This is a genomic window from Enterobacter sp. CFEC122 (genome assembly GCF_052983755.1).
This window is the reverse complement of record NZ_JBRIQR010000033.1, coordinates 32469-48960: the sequence shown is the minus strand read 5'-3', so window position 1 is coordinate 48960 and position 16492 is coordinate 32469. Positions and strand designations below refer to the sequence as shown.

At 52.6% G+C, this 16492-nt stretch carries 22 protein-coding genes; 21 read left to right on the top strand and 1 reads right to left on the bottom strand.

The window, feature by feature from the left end; genetic code table 11:
• The 5 genes from ACVCAM_RS19920 to ACVCAM_RS19900 all read left to right on the top strand — a co-directional run.
• A partial coding sequence (locus ACVCAM_RS19920; RefSeq protein WP_447093649.1) for a lysozyme occupies positions 1-323 on the top strand: 323 nt, incomplete at its 5' end.
• A complete protein-coding gene (gene lysB / locus ACVCAM_RS19915) occupies positions 320-745 on the top strand; it encodes an Rz-like lysis system protein LysB (protein ID WP_248260811.1) in 426 nt (141 codons plus the stop codon). The genes ACVCAM_RS19920 and lysB, both read left to right, overlap by 4 nt.
• Positions 633-878 carry an Rz1-like lysis system protein LysC gene (gene lysC, locus ACVCAM_RS19910; RefSeq protein ID WP_072163335.1) on the top strand — a complete coding sequence of 82 codons (246 nt, stop codon included), beginning with the start codon at positions 633-635 and terminating at the stop codon, positions 876-878. Before lysB ends, lysC begins: the two co-directional genes overlap by 113 nt.
• Complete coding sequence (locus ACVCAM_RS19905) at positions 841-1308, top strand: phage tail protein (protein ID WP_023338712.1); 468 nt, start codon at positions 841-843, stop codon at positions 1306-1308. The genes lysC and ACVCAM_RS19905 overlap by 38 nt, the downstream gene beginning before the upstream one ends.
• Positions 1301-1753, top strand: coding sequence for a phage virion morphogenesis protein (locus ACVCAM_RS19900; RefSeq protein ID WP_248260810.1), 453 nt, complete (start codon positions 1301-1303; stop codon positions 1751-1753). The genes ACVCAM_RS19905 and ACVCAM_RS19900 overlap by 8 nt, the downstream gene beginning before the upstream one ends.
• Before the next feature lie 36 nt (positions 1754-1789).
• Here ACVCAM_RS19900 and ACVCAM_RS19895 read toward each other — a convergent pair whose 3' ends face one another.
• Entirely contained in the window at positions 1790-2860 is a 1071-nt protein-coding gene (locus ACVCAM_RS19895) for a hypothetical protein (RefSeq protein ID WP_248260809.1), read from the bottom strand.
• Between the two features lie 83 nt (positions 2861-2943).
• On the opposite strand from ACVCAM_RS19895, the gene ACVCAM_RS19890 reads away from it, so the two are divergent.
• The 16 genes from ACVCAM_RS19890 to ACVCAM_RS19815 all read left to right on the top strand — a co-directional run bounded on the left by ACVCAM_RS19890 (position 2944) and on the right by ACVCAM_RS19815 (position 16400).
• Complete coding sequence (locus tag ACVCAM_RS19890) at positions 2944-3579, top strand: phage baseplate assembly protein V (RefSeq protein WP_248260808.1); 636 nt, start codon at positions 2944-2946, stop codon at positions 3577-3579.
• Positions 3576-3926, top strand: coding sequence for a GPW/gp25 family protein (locus tag ACVCAM_RS19885; RefSeq protein WP_248260807.1), 351 nt, complete (start codon positions 3576-3578; stop codon positions 3924-3926). The genes ACVCAM_RS19890 and ACVCAM_RS19885 overlap by 4 nt, the downstream gene beginning before the upstream one ends.
• A 5-nt stretch (positions 3927-3931) precedes the next feature.
• Entirely contained in the window at positions 3932-4840 is a 909-nt protein-coding gene (locus tag ACVCAM_RS19880; protein WP_248260806.1) for a baseplate assembly protein, read from the top strand.
• The gene (locus tag ACVCAM_RS19875; protein WP_248260805.1) at positions 4833-5366 is read left to right on the top strand and encodes a phage tail protein I; all 534 of its coding nucleotides are present in this window, start codon (positions 4833-4835) and stop codon (positions 5364-5366) included. Before ACVCAM_RS19880 ends, ACVCAM_RS19875 begins: the two co-directional genes overlap by 8 nt.
• 7 nt (positions 5367-5373) lie before the next feature.
• On the top strand, positions 5374-7287 hold the full coding sequence (locus ACVCAM_RS19870) for a phage tail-collar fiber domain-containing protein (protein WP_248260804.1): 1914 nt from the start codon (positions 5374-5376) through the stop codon (positions 7285-7287).
• Between the two features lie 2 nt (positions 7288-7289).
• Positions 7290-7715, top strand: coding sequence for a tail fiber assembly protein (locus ACVCAM_RS19865; RefSeq protein WP_248260803.1), 426 nt, complete (start codon positions 7290-7292; stop codon positions 7713-7715).
• Between the two features lie 122 nt (positions 7716-7837).
• Positions 7838-9031 (top strand): phage tail sheath protein, encoded by a 1194-nt coding sequence (locus tag ACVCAM_RS19860; RefSeq protein WP_248260802.1) that lies wholly within the window; start codon positions 7838-7840, stop codon positions 9029-9031.
• A gap of 12 nt (positions 9032-9043) precedes the next feature.
• A complete protein-coding gene (locus ACVCAM_RS19855; protein WP_023333115.1) occupies positions 9044-9562 on the top strand; it encodes a phage major tail tube protein in 519 nt (172 codons plus the stop codon).
• Positions 9563-9622: 60 nt separating this feature from the next.
• Positions 9623-9931 carry a phage tail assembly protein gene (locus ACVCAM_RS19850; protein ID WP_248260801.1) on the top strand — a complete coding sequence of 103 codons (309 nt, stop codon included), beginning with the start codon at positions 9623-9625 and terminating at the stop codon, positions 9929-9931.
• Complete coding sequence (locus tag ACVCAM_RS19845) at positions 9928-10086, top strand: GpE family phage tail protein (protein ID WP_320206160.1); 159 nt, start codon at positions 9928-9930, stop codon at positions 10084-10086. Before ACVCAM_RS19850 ends, ACVCAM_RS19845 begins: the two co-directional genes overlap by 4 nt.
• Positions 10076-12523, top strand: coding sequence for a phage tail tape measure protein (locus ACVCAM_RS19840; protein WP_248260800.1), 2448 nt, complete (start codon positions 10076-10078; stop codon positions 12521-12523). Before ACVCAM_RS19845 ends, ACVCAM_RS19840 begins: the two co-directional genes overlap by 11 nt.
• A 12-nt stretch (positions 12524-12535) precedes the next feature.
• Positions 12536-13000 carry a phage tail protein gene (locus tag ACVCAM_RS19835; protein ID WP_023333118.1) on the top strand — a complete coding sequence of 155 codons (465 nt, stop codon included), beginning with the start codon at positions 12536-12538 and terminating at the stop codon, positions 12998-13000.
• Positions 12997-14163: a phage late control D family protein gene (locus tag ACVCAM_RS19830; RefSeq protein ID WP_447093648.1), complete on the top strand. Its 1167-nt coding sequence runs from the start codon at positions 12997-12999 to the stop codon at positions 14161-14163. Before ACVCAM_RS19835 ends, ACVCAM_RS19830 begins: the two co-directional genes overlap by 4 nt.
• A gap of 78 nt (positions 14164-14241) precedes the next feature.
• Entirely contained in the window at positions 14242-14463 is a 222-nt protein-coding gene (locus ACVCAM_RS19825; RefSeq protein WP_248260798.1) for a DNA-binding transcriptional regulator, read from the top strand.
• A gap of 262 nt (positions 14464-14725) precedes the next feature.
• Entirely contained in the window at positions 14726-15784 is a 1059-nt protein-coding gene (locus ACVCAM_RS19820; RefSeq protein ID WP_248260797.1) for a DUF262 domain-containing protein, read from the top strand.
• 1 nt (position 15785) lies between these two features.
• Positions 15786-16400: a hypothetical protein gene (locus tag ACVCAM_RS19815; RefSeq protein WP_248260796.1), complete on the top strand. Its 615-nt coding sequence runs from the start codon at positions 15786-15788 to the stop codon at positions 16398-16400.
• The last annotated feature ends 92 nt before the right edge of the window (positions 16401-16492 follow it).

The window sequence follows — 16492 nt, the reverse complement described above, 5'->3', positions numbered from 1 at the left end:
GCGTCGTGCCGAAAGGGGAAATCACCGAACGTCAGGCGGCGGCGAATCTCGTCGCGGATGTGCTGAACGTCGAGAAACGTCTGGCCGTATGCGCGCCGGTGAAAATGCCGCAGCACGTTTACGACGCGCTGGTCAGCTTCTCATTCAACGTGGGAACCGGCGCGGCCTGCCGGTCGACGCTGGTCTCGTTTATCAAACGCCAGCAGTGGCCGCAGGCTTGCGACCAGCTCACCCGCTGGGTGTATGTGAATGGCGAAATTAACAAGGGGCTGGAAAACCGCCGCGCGCGCGAGCGTGCCTACTGCCTCAGGGGGATTGAATGAAAGTGATGTTGTTTTTACTGGCCGCGCTTATTGCGGTTGTGCTCTGGCAGCGTCATGAAAACGGCAACCTGACGCGCTCGTTTGAACGGGCAAACAGGGTCGCCACGGAACAAAAAACCGCGATCGGGATGCTGAAAAATCAGCTTTCCGTTTCGCAGGGAATTGCCAGGCGAAATGAAACCGCGCAGGCCAGTTTACGCGGTGAACTGCTGGCCGCCGGTGCGATGGCCGTGCAGCGTGAAGAAACCATTACGAGGCTGATAAATGAGAATGAAACCCTACGCCGCTGGTATAGCGCTGAGCTGCCTGATGTTGTGCGTCGGCTGCACACCCGCACCGCCTGCGCCTCCGCCGGTCATTGTTTACAGCGCCTGCCCGAAGGTGAGCTATTGCCCGATGCCGGGAAGCGACCCGGCCACTAATGGCGACCTGAGCGCCGATATACGCAGGCTTGAGCACGCGCTCGCCGCCTGCGCGCTGCAGGTTGAAACCGTCAAAGACTGTCAGGATAAACTCGATGAAGAAAGCACGCAGCCTGCGCGAAGCGCTGATTAAAGCCGTTCCGCAGCTTGAAACAAACCCCGAAATGATGCGCATCTTTGCCGATGAGGGAAATATCGATGCGCGGCTCGCGGCCTCGCTCTCACATGAGAAAATTTACACCCTGAATGTGATCGTGTGTGACTTTGTCGGCGACCCTGACCTGATTTTCGTGCCGGTGGCCGCATGGCTCAGGGAAAACCAGCCGGATATCTGCACGCTCGATGACGGCCGCAAAAAGGGCTACCGTTTTCAGATGGATTTGAACGACGGGGACAGCGTCGATATTAGTATCAGCCTGCAGCTCACCGAGCGCACCCTCATCAAGGAGGAAAACGGCGCGCTTCACGTAAGCTATGCCCCTGAGCCGCCGCTGCCGGAGCCCGTCACCCGGCCAAAAGAGCTCTATATCAATGGCGAACTGGTGAGCAAATGGGATGAGTGAATTTAAGCCCTTTGACGACCGGCTCAATGGCCTGATTGCTGCCCTGTCACCGGCTGCGCGCCGCAAGCTGGCCGGGGAGATTGCAAAGGAGCTGCGCAAGTCGCAACAGCAACGCATCAAGCTGCAGATAGCCCCGAACGGCTCACCGTATCAGGCGCGAAAGCGTCAGCCGCTCAGGGCTAAGACCGGGCGGATTAAACGGGCGATGTTCCAGAAGCTCAGGACAAACCGGTACATGAAAGCTACTGGTCGTGAAAACATCACGGTAGTTGAGTTTACCGGCAAAGTGCAGCGTATTGCTCGGATTCATCAGCATGGTCTAAAAGATCGGCCAAACCCGCACAGCCGTAACGTGCAGTACGCAGAGCGCCAGTTACTTGGAATTAGTCAAACGGAGAAATATCTTATTGAAATGTTAGTTGTTAAACATCTAAAAATTCAGTGACTTACTTGGTGGGGTACCCCACCAAGTATTATTTTCTTACTTTGGTTTTACTGCTGCAATTAATGATGCAATTTGTTCTACTCCATCAAATGTTGACGGTATTTTCTCTTGGCTCGGCATAATGTTAGAGAATATAACATCTTCAAATTTTGCAAGCGAATTCCCATTAGAGTCTTTTATTTTTTTTGAGTAATCCGCATAACTTTGGATAAACTGACAAAGACTTTTTCTGAGGTCAATTTGTAGTGTCTGTGCTTTCAGTGATGTGTGATTTGTTAAGGCAACTCTGAAATAATAAATAAAAATAAAGGTGAGGGAGAAAAATGGAATAAAGGAAATAAGTTTGTCGATTAAACTTGCGGTGGCGTTGGTTTTTATTGTTGAAAAAATTTCGATGAGTAATGGGCAGGGGATTGCAAGTGCAAGTGCAAGTAGCAATAATCTAGACCAGAAGATCTCTTTATTCTTTTGCTTACCTAATGAGCTAAAACCTTCATATAAGCCTACAAAATTGAAAGCACTCTCATATCCCTCAAGAGTTGATTTAATGTCCTTTATTTGTTTGTTTTTCTCCTCAATATATTCCTCCCAATCCCTTGCGAATTCTTGCGCTGATTTGAATTTTTTAATGAATTGATCATAAGTACTTATATCTGTGTCGCTGAAGGCATTTTTGACAATATTTAATGGCATTTCTCTTAGTGCGTAATCGAGTTGTCCTTTGCTTCTGTCATCAAATTCGTTATATCTATAAATGCCAAAGTCTTTAATTTGTTTTATGGTGCTAAATGGGCTTTCAGTCATTCCAGTAAATATGCTGGGTTCAACAATGATTCGGAAGCAGGAGGTGAACATGATATTTAGTGTTTGAGATGAAAGTATTCTGTCTTCTAGCTCGTTAGAAATCATATCACCAATGTGTTTAATATTAAAAGATGCTTCATAATCCCATCGGTCCGGTTCTTTTAAGAACATATTTAGGGACTCCTTAATGAGAGCGTTCCTATCTCTATCGAAGTCACTTGGTGCATCTGTTGAATCAATTGCGAGAATGTATTCACGTATCATTTGCTGAATTCGTGGGGTTTCAAAAAATTTGGTTGTCATTGAGAATTGCCCGTTACGTTGTTTAGAGAATGACAAAACGACAGTAAGTTTAAATCATTGTTAGAGCATTACATTATGCTCGAATGAAAACTGAACTCAATGACATCTTGCGAATTGTGCGTAATCTAATACGGACAGGGATTATTAGCGAAGTCGACGTAGAAAAGGGGCTTTGCCGTGTCCAGACCGGCGGCATGGAAACCACCTGGCTGAACTGGCTAACCTGTCGTGCCGGTCGCTCGCGCGTATGGTGGGCTCCCTCCGTTGGTGAGCAGGTGCTTTTACTGGCTGTTGGCGGCGAGCTCGATACGGCGTTTGTGCTGCCCGGCATTTTCTCTGACGACCATCCCGCGCCGTCTGCCTCCCCTGATGCGCTTCACGTGTCCTTTCCTGACGGGGCGGTTATCGAGTACGAGCCCGAAAACGGCGCGCTCACCGTATCCGGTATCAAAACCGCAGACGTCACTGCGTCGGATTCCATTACGGCCACCGTGCCGGTGGTGCTGGTGAAAGCGTCGAGCCGCATCACGCTCGATACGCCGGAGGTGGTTTGCACCAACAAGCTGACGACCGGCACGCTCGAAGTGCAGAAAGGCGGCACCATGCGCGGGAACATCGAGCACACCGGCGGGACACTGAAATCAAACGGCGTGCAGGTGGATAACCACGCGCACGGCAACGTACAGAGCGGCGGAAGCTGGACAAAGGGGACGCAATGACGGTGCGTTATCTGGGAATGAACAGCCAGACCGGCCTCAGTATCTCTGAGGTTGAGCATATCCGGCAAAGCGTGCGCGACATTCTGGTCACGCCGGTTGGCTCGCGCGTCATGCGCCGTGAATACGGCTCGCTCCTGTCGCAGATGATTGACCAGCCGCAGACCCCGGTGCTGCGCCTGCAGATTATGGCCGCGTGCTATTCCGCGATCCAGAAGTGGGAGCCACGCGTCAGCCTGACGACCATCATCTTTGAACGGTCGGAGACCGACGGCGGGCTGTATGTCGACATCACCGGCACGCGATCCACTGGCGGCCAGCCTTTTTCACTCACCATTCCACTGAGTTAAACGCTATGGCAATTGTTGACCTTAACCAGCTCGCCGCGCCTGACGTCGTGGAAGAACTGGACTATGAAACCATCCTGAGCGAACGAAAGGCGACGCTCGTCTCGCTGTACCCGGGAGACCAGCAGGACGCCATCGCGCGCACGCTGACGCTTGAGTCTGAGCCGCTGATGAAGCTGCTGCAGGAAAACGCCTACCGGGAAGTTATCTGGCGACAGCGCGTCAACGAGGCCGCGCGCGCAGTCATGCTGGCCTACGCCACCGGTGCTGACCTCGACCAGATAGGCGCAAACTCCAGTGTAGAGCGTCTCGTCATCACCCCCGCAGACGACACGACGTTGCCGCCGACGCCTGCCGTGATGGAGTCGGACACCGACTACCGTCTGCGCATCCAGCAAGCCCCGGAAGGGCTGAGTACCGCAGGCTCAACCGGTGCATATCAGTTTCACGGTCGCAGCGCTGACGGGCGGGTCGCCGATATTTCGGTCATCAGTCCCGCGCCTGCGTGTGTCACGGTCTCGGTGCTGTCCCGCGAAAATAACGGCGTGGCGTCTGACGAGCTGCTCGCCATCGTGCGCAACGCGCTGAACGATGAGGACGTCAGGCCGGTCGCTGACCGTGTGACCGTGCAGTCGGCGAGCATCATCGACTATAAAATCACCGCAACGCTTTACCTTTACCCTGGCCCCGAAAGCGAGCCGGTGCTCAGTGCCGCAAAAGCAAAGCTGCAGGCGTATATCACCGCGCAGCACCGGCTCGGGCGCGATATCCGCAAATCGGCAATTTATGCCGCGCTCCACGTCGAGGGCGTGCAGCGCGTCGAGCTGGCCGAACCGGTGGCCGACATCGTGCTCGATGACACGCAGGCCTCATGGTGCAGCGAGTACAGCGTGATGATCGGGGGCAACGATGAATGATACCCGCCTGCTGCCGGTGGGCTCGTCACCGCTTGAGGTGGCGGCGGCGCGCGCCTGCGCGGAGATTGAAAATACCCCCGTTCCGCTGCGTCGCCTCTGGAGTCCTGACGACTGCCCGGCAAACCTGCTGCCATGGCTGGCGTGGGCGTTTTCCGTTGACCGCTGGGATGAGAACTGGCCGGAAGCCACAAAGCGGGATGTGATCCGCGCGGCGTGGTTTATCCATGCGCACAAAGGGACGATTGGGGCGGTTCGACGCGTGGTCGAGCCGCTCGGCTATCTGATTAACGTGTCTGAGTGGTGGGAAACGAATGACCCGCCCGGCACATTTCGCCTCGATATCGGTGTGCTAGAGACCGGCATCACCGAGGGAATGTATTACGAGATGGAGCGGCTCATTGCGGACGCTAAGCCAGCCAGCCGCCATCTTATCGGCCTCAACATTATTCAGGATGTGCCGGGCTATCTCTACACCGGCGCGCTGACGTATGACGGCGACATCATCACGGTTTACCCGGATAAGTGAGAACATAATGACAGTAAAATATAAAACGGTCATCACCAAAGCCGGTGCGATTAAGCTTGCTGCAGCGACCGTCCCGAACGGGAAAAAAGTGAATTTTACGGCAATGGCCGTCGGTGACGGTGGCGGCACATTGCCGGTGCCTGATGCCAGCCAGACAGAGCTCGTCAATGAAGTCTGGCGCCATACACTGAACAAAATCAGCCAGGACAACAAACATCAAAATTATGTGATCGCGGAGCTGCTCATCCCGCCTGAAACCGGCGGTTTCTGGATGCGCGAAATGGGGCTCTATGACGATACCGGCACGCTGATTGCTGTCGGCAACATGGCGGAAAGCTATAAGCCGAAACTTGAGGAAGGGTCAGGCCGCGCACAGACCGTGCGTATGGTCATCATGGTAAGCGACATCGAGTCAGTCGAGCTGACGATTGACACCTCAACGGTGATGGCAACGCAGGACTATGTCGATGATAAGCTGGCGGAGCATGAGCAGTCCCGCCGTCATCCTGACGCCACGCTTAAGGAAAAAGGGTTTACCCAGCTCAGCAGTGCGACCGACAGCACGTCTGAGACGCTCGCCGCGACGCCGAAAGCGGTCAAAGCGGCATATGACCTTGCTAACGGGAAATACACAGCTCAGTACGCGACCACGGCGCAAAAGGGTATCGTCCAGCTCAGCAGCGCGACTGACAGCACGTCTGAGAGCGTCGCAGCGACGCCGAAAGCAGTTAAGTCTGCATATGACCTTGCTAACGGTAAATATACGGCTCAGGACGCGACCACGGCGCAAAAGGGTATCGTCCAGCTCAGCAGCGCAACTAACAGCATCTCTGAGGCGCTCGCGGCTACGCCAAAAGCCGTGAAGCTGGTCAGTGATGACGTGACTAACCTCAAAAACAACCTGCGGGATGCTGCTTACAGAAACGTAGCCGATAAAGCTGCGGGTGATTTAGTACCGGTTGGGTATAAAGGGAATTTTGTTTCCTCCTGCAACCATGACCCGATTAATTTTGCGACATATCCTTTTGTGGTCGGCGAATCGCTGTTTTTGGATGTGCGGTATTGCACGAATACGCCGCAGTTTCTGAAGCAGGATTATTATTATATTAACGTTATTGCAGCGACCAACCCTTCATTAGGGGGGCAATATAACCGCCCATTGATCCAGTTTGTAAGTTATACGAGTTCAACGTCTATCTATGCCATCCGTGAAGATGACGGGTTGAATACTGGCTGGCGTTATTTCCGTGAAGTTCAGTACGATGCGGATAATGCCACTATCACTGCACCCGGTTTTATTCGGGCATGTAACGGGAATACAGAGCTTGGACAGAATGCAATTTTCATCAGAGGTTATGGAAATAAGCATTTGTGGTTTTTCAAAGATAATGCAGAAATGGCTCTTATCTATGCCGGAGATGATGCGGTATTGCGCCTGCGTGGCGGCGGTGGTCCTTCACTTAATATCGGTCCTGATGGCAGCATTTCAGCCCCTGGCTATTTTGCCACAGGAGACGATATTCACTCTGGGCGCAACATCAGCAACGTTGGGCTGATTCAGGCAGGTGCAGGAGTATACGATACACCGGGCGTACGCGTTTATTCACCTAATAACCCGCCACCGCGTGATCAGTATGCCGCGCCAAACACAGCATGGTTGACAGGAGGCCAGACGTGGTGGCGCTGCGGAAGTTCAGGGGCTATGCGTGTGGCTGCTGTGGTTGGTGGTGTCCCGAACAGCGGACGCGTCACCTTCCCGACAGCGTTTCCTAGTGTGTGCAATGTCGTTATCCCGACTAGAAATGAAGAATCAGGTCAAGGTGCAGCAATGCAGCCTTATAACGTCGACAGAACGGGATTTAACTTGCGTATTGCTGGCGGCGGTACGGTTACGCTGATGTATGTAGCGGAGGGATATTAATTATGGGTTATGTATATCGTGCCAGCACTGGCGGCTTTTATTGTGATGAGCTGGAAGCCGAATATCGCAAGGCGGGAACGTGGCCGGGCTTCTTTGTGCGCGTGTCGGATGAGGATTACCGCAACCTGATGGAAGGCCTGTCTCAAGGTAAAATCATTGTCCCGAACAAGCAGTGTTATCCGGTACTGCAGGAGCGTCCGGCTCCATCCCGTGACGAACTTATCGCAGAGGCGGAGGAAAAGCGCCGGGAGCTGATTGAGTCTGCGCTGCAGTCGATTTCCGTTATCCAGCTCAAGCAAATGAACGGGCGCAGTTTAACCGAAAAAGAAGTTACCAGGCTGAATGACGTGCTTGATTATATCGAAGCGCTTGAGGCGACCGAGACCGACGCCGCCCCGGATATTCACTGGCCTGAATTAGCCGCGTAACCTGAGCCCTCCACCCGGAGGGCTTTTGTTTGTTGTTTTATCCCTCCGCCAACGCCATTTCATCGCGCCTGCAGAATACACAACAGAAAATAGTCGCACCCCTTAACCACGGAGTTAAACAGATGGGCGACTATCATCACGGCGTCGAGGTCATCGAGATTAACGATGGCACGCGCACCATTTCCACCGTCTCGACGGCCATCATCGGCATGGTCTGCACGGCCAGCGATGCTGACGCAAAGACATTCCCCCTTAACGAGCCGGTGCTGATTACCAGTGTGCAAACAGCTATCGGGAAAGCCGGTAAAAAAGGCACGCTGGCAAAATCCCTGCAGGCCATTGCCGACCAGTGCAAGCCGGTCATTGTGGTGGTGCGCGTTCCCGAAGGCACCGAAGACCCGGACGACCCAGAAGCGGCGCAGAAAGAGACCATTTCCAACATCATCGGCACGATCGACGAAAACGGCAAATACACCGGGCTTAAAGCGCTCTTAACAGCGAAAACCGTCACCGGCGTTAAGCCGCGCATTCTCGGCGTGCCGGGGCTGGATACGCAGGAAGTGGCGACCGCGCTCGCGTCGACCTGCCAGAGCCTGCGCGCGTTCGGCTATGTGAGCGCGTGGGGCTGCAAGACCATTTCCGATGCCATCAAATACCGTGAGAATTTCAGCCAGCGCGAGCTGATGGTCATTCACCCTGATTTTCTGGCATGGGACACCACGGCGAACGAAACTGATATTGCATGGGCGACCGCCCGCGCGCTCGGCCTGCGCGCCAGAATCGACCAGGAGACCGGATGGCACAAAACGCTGTCCAACGTCGGGGTGAATGGCGTCACTGGCGTCAGTGCCTCGGTATCATGGGATTTGCAGGAGCAGGCCACCGACGCCAACCTGCTGAATCAGGCCGGGGTGACAACGCTCATCCGCAACGACGGCTTTAAATTCTGGGGTAACCGCACCTGCTCTGACGATCCGTTATTCGTGTTTGAAAACTACACCCGCACGGCGCAGGTACTGGCCGACACGATGGCGGAGGCGCACGCGTGGGCGATAGATAAGCCTGTTTCCGCAACGCTCATCCGCGACATCGTCGCCGGTATCAATGCCAAATTCCGCGAGCTGAAAAACAACGGCTATATCGTTGACGGCTCATGCTGGTACGACCCGGAGTCAAACAGCGTGGAAACCCTGAAAGCCGGGCAGCTGTATATCGATTACGACTACACCCCCGTCCCGCCGCTGGAAAACCTGACCCTGCGCCAGCGCATCACCGATACCTATCTGGCAGACCTGTCAGACTCGGTTAACAGCTAAGGAGCTCAGAGCATGGCGTTACCCCGCAAACTTAAATACCTGAACATGTTTAACGACGGTCTCAGCTACATGGGCGTCGTTGAATCCGTCACCCTGCCAAAGCTGACCCGCAAGCTTGAGAAATATCGCGGCGGCGGGATGCCGGGCTCGGTGTCGATTGACCTCGGCCTCGACGACGACGCGCTGTCGCTTGAGTGGACGCTGGGCGGCCTGCCTGACGTTGAGCTGTGGGCGCAGTACGCGTCACCGGGTGCCGACAGTGTGCCGCTGCGCTTCACCGGCTCATTCCAGCGCGATGACACCGGCGCGATTTCCGCCGTTGAGGTTGTCATGCGTGGCCGTCACAAGGAGTACGACGGCGGCGAGAATAAACAGGGCGAAAGCGGCACGACCAAAATCGCGACCGAGTGCTCGTACTACCAGCTCACGATTGACGGCAAAGAGGTCATCGAGATTGACGTCGTCAACATGGTGATGAAAGTCGACGGCGTCGACCGTCTCGCAGAACATCGCCGGGCGATTGGCCTGTAACCCGTTAACCGGTCAGCCAGGCTGGCCGGTCACATACTCATATTCAAAGAGAGCAACATCATGGAACACATTAACGAAACCGCCACCACCGAAACCGAAAACCCAAACATTGTGATCCTCGATAATCCAATCATGCGCGGTGAGCAAAAAATCGAACAGGTGACGCTGACCAAACCCAATGCCGGAACCCTGCGCGGTGTGAGTCTGGTCTCGCTGGCAAACTCTGACGTCGATGCGCTGATTAAGGTGCTGCCGCGCATGACGTACCCGGCGCTGACCGAGTCCGAGGTCATGCGTCTGGAAGCATCGGACCTGATTTTGTTCGCCGGTAAGGTGGTCGGTTTTTTGTCACCATCTTCGGCTCGCTGACCTTCCCGGATAACTTTTCGGTCGATGACCTGATGGCGGATATCGCGGTGATATTTCACTGGCCGCCATCAGAGCTGAATTCCCTGAGCGTGACCGAGCTCATCACATGGCGCGATAAGGCGCTGCAGCGAAGCGGACACCACCATGAGCAATAATGTCAGACTTGAGGTACTGCTGAACGCAGTAGACCGGGCAAGCCGACCGCTTAAAGCTATCCAGAATGCCAGCAAGACCCTTGCTGGCGATATCCGCACTTCTCAAAACAGCCTGCGCGATCTGAATGCGCAGGCGTCCAGAATTGACGGATTCAGGAAAGCAAGCGCACAGCTTGCCGTGACAGGCCAGTCGCTTAACAAGGCCAAACAGGAAGCCGCCGCGCTGGCCGTGCAGTTTAAAAACACGCAGAACCCCACAACAGCGCAGGCGCGCGCGATGGAGGCGGCAAAGAAATCCGCCGCTGACCTGCAGCTCAAATACAACAGCCTCAGGCAGTCGGTACAGCGCCAGCGCACCGAGCTCGCGCAGGCCGGGATTAACACCCGTACTCTCTCGGCGGATGAGCGCCGCCTGAAAACCAGCATCAGTGAGACGACCGCACAGCTAAACCGGCAGCGCGAGGCACTGGCGCGGGTCAGCCAGCAGCAGGCGCGACTGAGTCGCGTTAAAGAACGTTATCAGGCCGGTAAATCCCTTGCCGGAGGCGCTGCAGCGGCAGGCGCGGCGGGCGTCGGTATCGCCACGGCGGGAACGATGGCCGGAGTGAAATTACTCACACCCGGTTATGACTTTGCACAGAAAAACTCTGAGCTGCAGGCCGTGCTCGGGGTTGAAAAACAGTCACCCGAAATGGAGGCGCTGCGCAAACAGGCGCGCCAGCTCGGGGACAATACTGCAGCGTCTGCAGATGATGCGGCGAGCGCGCAGATTATCATTGCGAAAAGCGGCGGGGACGCTGCAGCCATTCAGGCGGCGACGCCGGTCACGCTGAATATGGCGCTGTCTAACCGGCGCTCGATGGAAGAAAACGCCGCGCTGCTGACGGGGATGAAATCCGCGTTTCAGATGTCAAACGACCAGATCGCACACATCGGCGACGTGCTGTCGATGACGATGAACAAAACGGCCGCTGACTTTGACGGACTGAGCGACGCGCTGACGTATGCTGCGCCGGTGGCAAAAAATGCCGGGGTTAGTATCGAGCAGACCGCCGCAATGGTCGGCGCGCTCCATGATGCCAAAATCACCGGCTCGATGGCGGGGACGGGCAGCCGTGCCGTCCTGAGTCGCCTGCAAGCTCCGACCGGTAAGGCATACGAGGCTATCAAAGAGCTCGGCGTTAAAACGTCTGACAGCAAGGGCAACACACGCCCGATATTCGCCATTCTGAAAGAAATGCAGCGCAGTTTTGAGAAAAATAATCTCGGAACAAGCCAGAAAGGCGAGTACATGAAAACCATTTTCGGTGAGGAGGCCAGCTCGGCGGCGGCGGTACTGATGACCGCGGCATCAAGCGGCAAGCTCGACCAGCTCACGGCGGCGTTTAAAGCCTCGGACGGGAAAACCGCTGAGCTCGTTAAAATCATGCAGGACAACCTCGGCGGTGACTTCAAAGAATTTCAGTCAGCCTATGAGGCCGTCGGTACTGACCTGTTTGACCAGCAGGAGGGCTCACTGCGTAAGCTCACCCAGAATGCCACGAAATATGTGTTAAAGCTCGACGGCTGGATCCAGAAAAATCAGGGGCTGGCACAGACCATCGGCATCATAGCAGGCGGCGCATTGGCAATTATTGGCATCCTCGGGGCAATTGGTCTGGTCGCCTGGCCGGTCATTACCGGCATTAATATTTTAATTGCCGGTGCGTCGCTGCTCGGGACGGTTTTCTCTGTGGTGGGCGGTGCCATTATGACCGTGCTCGGGGCGCTTACCTGGCCGATTGTGGCTATTGGCGTTGCCATCGTCGCCGGTGCGCTGCTTATCCGCAAATACTGGGAGCCAATAAGTGCGTTTTTCTCAGGCGTAATGGAGGGGTTAAAGCAGGCTTTTGCCCCTGTAGTGGAACTATTCGAACCGTTAAAGCCGGTTTTTGACTGGCTGGGTGACAAACTGAAAGTGGCGTGGCAGTGGTTTAAAGACCTGATAGCACCGGTTAAGTCGACGCAGGAGACGCTCGACAGCTGCAAAAATGCGGGTGTGATGTTCGGTAAGATGCTGGCCGAAGCGCTGATGTTACCGCTCAAAAGCTTTAATACATTGCGCACCGGCGTTAACTGGCTGCTGGAAAAGCTCGGGGTTATCAATAAAGAATCGAGCGACCTTGACCAGAAGGCCGCTAAAGCCAGTGCCGCCACCGGCTCGCAAAATGGGTCTTATATTCCGGCAACCTCAGCATATGGCGGTTATCAGGCATATCAGCCGGTAACGGCACCCACGGGTAAGACTTACGTCGACCAGAGCAAGCCTGAATACAACATTAACCTGAATGGTGGCATCGCGCCGGGCAGCGACCTTGACCGGCAACTCCGCGAGGCTGTCGATAAATTCGACCGTGAAAACCGTGCGCGTCAGCGCTCAAGTATGCGTCATGACTGAGGGGGATAAAGCATGTTAATGGTATTAGGTTTGTTTGTGTTTGAGCGCCGCACGCTGCCCTATCAGTCCATGCAGTATTCGAAGGATTACCGCTGGGCGTCAAACGACCGTATCGGCAAGCCACCTGCTTATCAGTATCTCGGGGAAGGTGAAACCACGCGCACGCTGTCGGGTGTCCTCTATCCCGAAATTACCGGCGGACGCCTGTCACTGACCGCCATCGAGCTGATGGCAGACGAGGGGCGTGCGTGGCCGCTGATTGACGGAACGGGCATGATCCACGGCATGTATGTCATCGACAAAGTGACTCATACGCACACCGAGCTATTCAGCGACGGAGCGGCGAGAAAAATCGAGTTTAGCCTGTCCCTTAAGCGGGTCGATAAATCGCTGGCGGCCATTTATGGCGACCTGAAAACGCAGGCCGACAATCTGGTCACGTCTGCCGGTGACTGGCTGGGAGGGCTGGCGGGATGATTACGGGTATGAATATTCAGGCCGGGGCGAAGATAGCCCCGGCGTTTATGCTCAAGCTGGATAACGAGGATATCACGCAGGATTTTAGTGACCGCCTTATCAGCCTGACCATGACCGACAATCGCGGATTCGAGGCCGACCTGCTTGATATCGAGCTCGATGACACTGACGGCCAGATAGCTTTGCCACCGCGCGGCGCAACGTTGACGCTGTGGTTAGGATGGCAGGATTCAGCGCTGATAAAAAAAGGGACGTTCACGGTCGACGAAATCGAGCACAGGGGCGCGCCTGATACGCTGACCATCCGGGGTCGAAGCGCCGATTTTCGCGGGACGCTGAACTCGCGCCGGGAACAGTCATGGCATGACACCACGCTCGGGCAAATTGTGGAGACGATTGCGACACGCAATAAGCTGACGGCCAGCGTGGCCGACACGCTGAAAGCAGTGGCCGTGCCTCACATTGACCAGTCGCAGGAATCTGACGCGGTGTTTCTGTCCCGTCTGGCTGACCGGAACGGGGCGGCGGTTTCGGTAAAAGCGGGGAAACTGTTATTCCTGAAAGCGGGGAGCGGTAAGACGGCCAGCGGTAAGCCTATTCCGCAGATGACGCTTGAGCGCGGCGACGGCGATCGTCATCAGTTTGCCATTGCTGACCGGGAAGCCTACACAGGCGTGACGGCAAAATGGCTGCACACCAAAGACCCGAAACCGCAAAAGCAAAAGGTGAAGCTCAAGCGTAAGCCCAAAGAGAAGCACCTGCGCGCGCTGCAACACCCAAAGGCTACCAAAGCCCCGGCAAAGGCCAAAGCCAAAAAAGAGCAGGAAGCGCGCGAGGGTGAGTACATGGCCGGTGAGGCTGACAACGTGCTGGAGCTGACGACCATTTATGCGACAAAGGCGCAGGCCATGCGCGCCGCTCAGGCGAAGTGGGACAAACTGCAGCGCGGCGTTGCGGAGTTTTCAATCTCGCTGGCGATCGGTCGGGCAGATTTATTTCCTGAAACGCCAATCGCGGTGAAAGGGTTTAAGCGCGTCATAGACGAGCAGGCGTGGATAATCACCCGGGTGGTGCATAACCTCAACGGGAACGGCTACACGACGGGCTTAGAGCTTGAGGTTAAGGTTTCGGATGTGGAGTACGAAAGCGAAGAATTAACGTAGTAATGTGTTTTAACTGTTTGTTATATAAGGTTAAAGTGAGTACAATTAACGCATCGGAAATTAAATGAGGTGCTCGCCATGTTTCACTGTCCAAAATGCCATTTCGCCGCTCACGCCCGCACAAGTCGCTATTTTTCTGATACGACAAAGGAGCGGTATCATCAGTGCCAGAATATCAATTGCAGCTGTACCTTTGTCACGACCGAAACCCTTTCGCGCTTTATCGTTTCCCCGGGTGAGGTTGTGCCAGCGCCCCCACATCCGGCAACGTCAGGACAGCAACAGCTCCAATGGATGTGAGCTAGTAATTTTTTGCAGTTGCGAGGCATCATAATTCTGATAACATTCTAGATTAGAACATTACTAGTACTTTGGGACAGCCGTAAAATATGTCACACAGTTCACAATTTTACCTGTAGTATTAAAATATATAGCTAACTATAAGTAACCTACTAAGTTACCAATATGTTATACTAACAAAATATGGTTAAATATGCTGAGATGTTAAAAGTATTTAAGTTCACATCTCACAAACATGAACTGTGACATTTAAGAGAATAATATGAAGAATTTCGATACTCGTGCATACAACATTTCAGACTTTGTTGAATGGAGCCATACCGGTTTACTTGAGCTTTCGCCAAAGTTTCAAAGAAGGTCAGTATGGACTGAAAAAGCTAAATCTTATTTGGTTGATACTATTTTAAGAGGTAAGCCGATACCAAAAATCCTGATAACTCAGACTCTAAATGTTGGTAGAAATATTAGAACGGTAGTTGATGGGCAACAGCGTCTTCGAGCAATACTTAGTTATATAAATGGGGACTTTAAAGTATCCAGGGCACATAATAGAGAATTTTCTTCATTCTATTATGATGAATTGCCTGAAGATGTCAAAGCTGAGTTTTTGAAATATGAAATTGGCGTTGATATGCTGTTTGATTTGTCCTTTGAGGATATTTTGGATATATTTGCTCGTTTGAATACTTACTCAGTTAAATTAAATCCACAAGAGTTGTTAAATGCTCAATACTTAGGATTCTTCAAACAATGCGCATATAGTTTAGGATTTAAATACGTTGCATACTTAATTGAAGGTGGGGTGCTTACTGAAAAAGAAGTAACAAGAATGGCAGAGGCTGAATTGTCATCAGACCTACTGGGGGCTTTAATAGAAGGAATTCAACCTAAAAAATCAATACCTAATCTCTATAAAAAATACGACGATGACGAGGCTAAAAGTATTGATGCTAGTTCTAAATTTGATCAAGTGATGACGATAATAGGTGAAATATATCCAGCTGAAGAGTTAAAACAAACTAACTACCACCGCATACATTTTTTCTATACCTTGTTTACATCAGTTGCACATTGCATATATGGATTGGCTGAATTAAACGGTACACCTAGAACTAACATTGACGCAAATAATATTGGTCAAATAAGAAATGCTTTAGATGAAGTGAGTGCGAGATATGATGAGGTAACCGCAAAAGATGCACTAGCTCCAAATGATGAATATAAAGAATTCATCGAAGCATCTCGCAGAGCAACGACTGACCTCTCATCACGTAAGTTGAGGACGGACTTCATCTGTAAAAAGATTAGAGATGCTATATAAAATGCCAATACTTGATGATTTCAATGACTTTAAGGCGGCGATCAATCAAGCATCATCATTGCGCCAAAAAGCTAATGGTGTATCTGCAGGGATGACGAAGGAGGAAAGGAATCTTCTCTATGAGGCAATTTTTTTACGTATATACAGGGCCTATGAAAATTTGCTTGAAAATACCTTTATCTCCTATCTTTCTGGCGAGGCAACAAAGAGTGGTTTGCAGTTGGCAACATTTTTGAAGCCAAATGATAGGGGGCATGCTAGAGCAATGATAACATCTTCACAACCATATTTAGATTGGACATCTCCCCAAACTGTAATTCGTCGAGCTGAAGTATATCTCGATGGGGAAAATCCAATTAAAACTGCAATATCATCTTCTCTAACCCATTTGATGTCTGCGAAAAAAATAAGAAACCATATAGCGCATAACTCTATGGAAAGTATGAATGATTTTAATAAAGTGGTTAAAGATTTTTTACTTACGGTCCCCCTGAATCAACTATCCTCTGGAGAGTTTTTGTCAATGATCCCAACGAAAGGACCTAGCAAACATAAAGAGATTTTAACTTTCTATATGGACCAGTTGGAGAGCACAGCAATTGCACTTGTTGCGTAAGGTTATACTTGATAAGTATTTTTTTTCATTTTAAATAATATACCCTAAACTAATCAGATCTTTTCCAGTTATTAATACCAAACCCCTTAATT

What these genes read in the sequence shown, in the direction of transcription:
- ACVCAM_RS19870 (WP_248260804.1), top strand. Translation starts at nt 5,374, where the DNA reads ATGACAGTAAAATATAAAACGGTCATCACCAAAGCCGGTGCGATTAAG.
- ACVCAM_RS19900 (WP_248260810.1), top strand. Translation starts at nt 1,301, where the DNA reads ATGAGTGAATTTAAGCCCTTTGACGACCGGCTCAATGGCCTGATTGCT.
- ACVCAM_RS19860 (WP_248260802.1), top strand. Translation starts at nt 7,838, where the DNA reads ATGGGCGACTATCATCACGGCGTCGAGGTCATCGAGATTAACGATGGC.
- ACVCAM_RS19890 (WP_248260808.1), top strand. Translation starts at nt 2,944, where the DNA reads ATGAAAACTGAACTCAATGACATCTTGCGAATTGTGCGTAATCTAATA.
- ACVCAM_RS19850 (WP_248260801.1), top strand. Translation starts at nt 9,623, where the DNA reads ATGGAACACATTAACGAAACCGCCACCACCGAAACCGAAAACCCAAAC.
- ACVCAM_RS19875 (WP_248260805.1), top strand. Translation starts at nt 4,833, where the DNA reads ATGAATGATACCCGCCTGCTGCCGGTGGGCTCGTCACCGCTTGAGGTG.
- ACVCAM_RS19905 (WP_023338712.1), top strand. Translation starts at nt 841, where the DNA reads ATGAAGAAAGCACGCAGCCTGCGCGAAGCGCTGATTAAAGCCGTTCCG.
- ACVCAM_RS19835 (WP_023333118.1), top strand. Translation starts at nt 12,536, where the DNA reads ATGTTAATGGTATTAGGTTTGTTTGTGTTTGAGCGCCGCACGCTGCCC.
- ACVCAM_RS19880 (WP_248260806.1), top strand. Translation starts at nt 3,932, where the DNA reads ATGGCAATTGTTGACCTTAACCAGCTCGCCGCGCCTGACGTCGTGGAA.
- ACVCAM_RS19815 (WP_248260796.1), top strand. Translation starts at nt 15,786, where the DNA reads ATGCCAATACTTGATGATTTCAATGACTTTAAGGCGGCGATCAATCAA.
- ACVCAM_RS19895 (WP_248260809.1), bottom strand. Translation starts at nt 2,860, where the DNA reads ATGACAACCAAATTTTTTGAAACCCCACGAATTCAGCAAATGATACGT.
- ACVCAM_RS19885 (WP_248260807.1), top strand. Translation starts at nt 3,576, where the DNA reads ATGACGGTGCGTTATCTGGGAATGAACAGCCAGACCGGCCTCAGTATC.
- ACVCAM_RS19825 (WP_248260798.1), top strand. Translation starts at nt 14,242, where the DNA reads ATGTTTCACTGTCCAAAATGCCATTTCGCCGCTCACGCCCGCACAAGT.
- ACVCAM_RS19830 (WP_447093648.1), top strand. Translation starts at nt 12,997, where the DNA reads ATGATTACGGGTATGAATATTCAGGCCGGGGCGAAGATAGCCCCGGCG.
- lysC (WP_072163335.1), top strand. Translation starts at nt 633, where the DNA reads ATGTTGTGCGTCGGCTGCACACCCGCACCGCCTGCGCCTCCGCCGGTC.
- lysB (WP_248260811.1), top strand. Translation starts at nt 320, where the DNA reads ATGAAAGTGATGTTGTTTTTACTGGCCGCGCTTATTGCGGTTGTGCTC.
- ACVCAM_RS19865 (WP_248260803.1), top strand. Translation starts at nt 7,290, where the DNA reads ATGGGTTATGTATATCGTGCCAGCACTGGCGGCTTTTATTGTGATGAG.
- ACVCAM_RS19855 (WP_023333115.1), top strand. Translation starts at nt 9,044, where the DNA reads ATGGCGTTACCCCGCAAACTTAAATACCTGAACATGTTTAACGACGGT.
- ACVCAM_RS19840 (WP_248260800.1), top strand. Translation starts at nt 10,076, where the DNA reads ATGAGCAATAATGTCAGACTTGAGGTACTGCTGAACGCAGTAGACCGG.
- ACVCAM_RS19820 (WP_248260797.1), top strand. Translation starts at nt 14,726, where the DNA reads ATGAAGAATTTCGATACTCGTGCATACAACATTTCAGACTTTGTTGAA.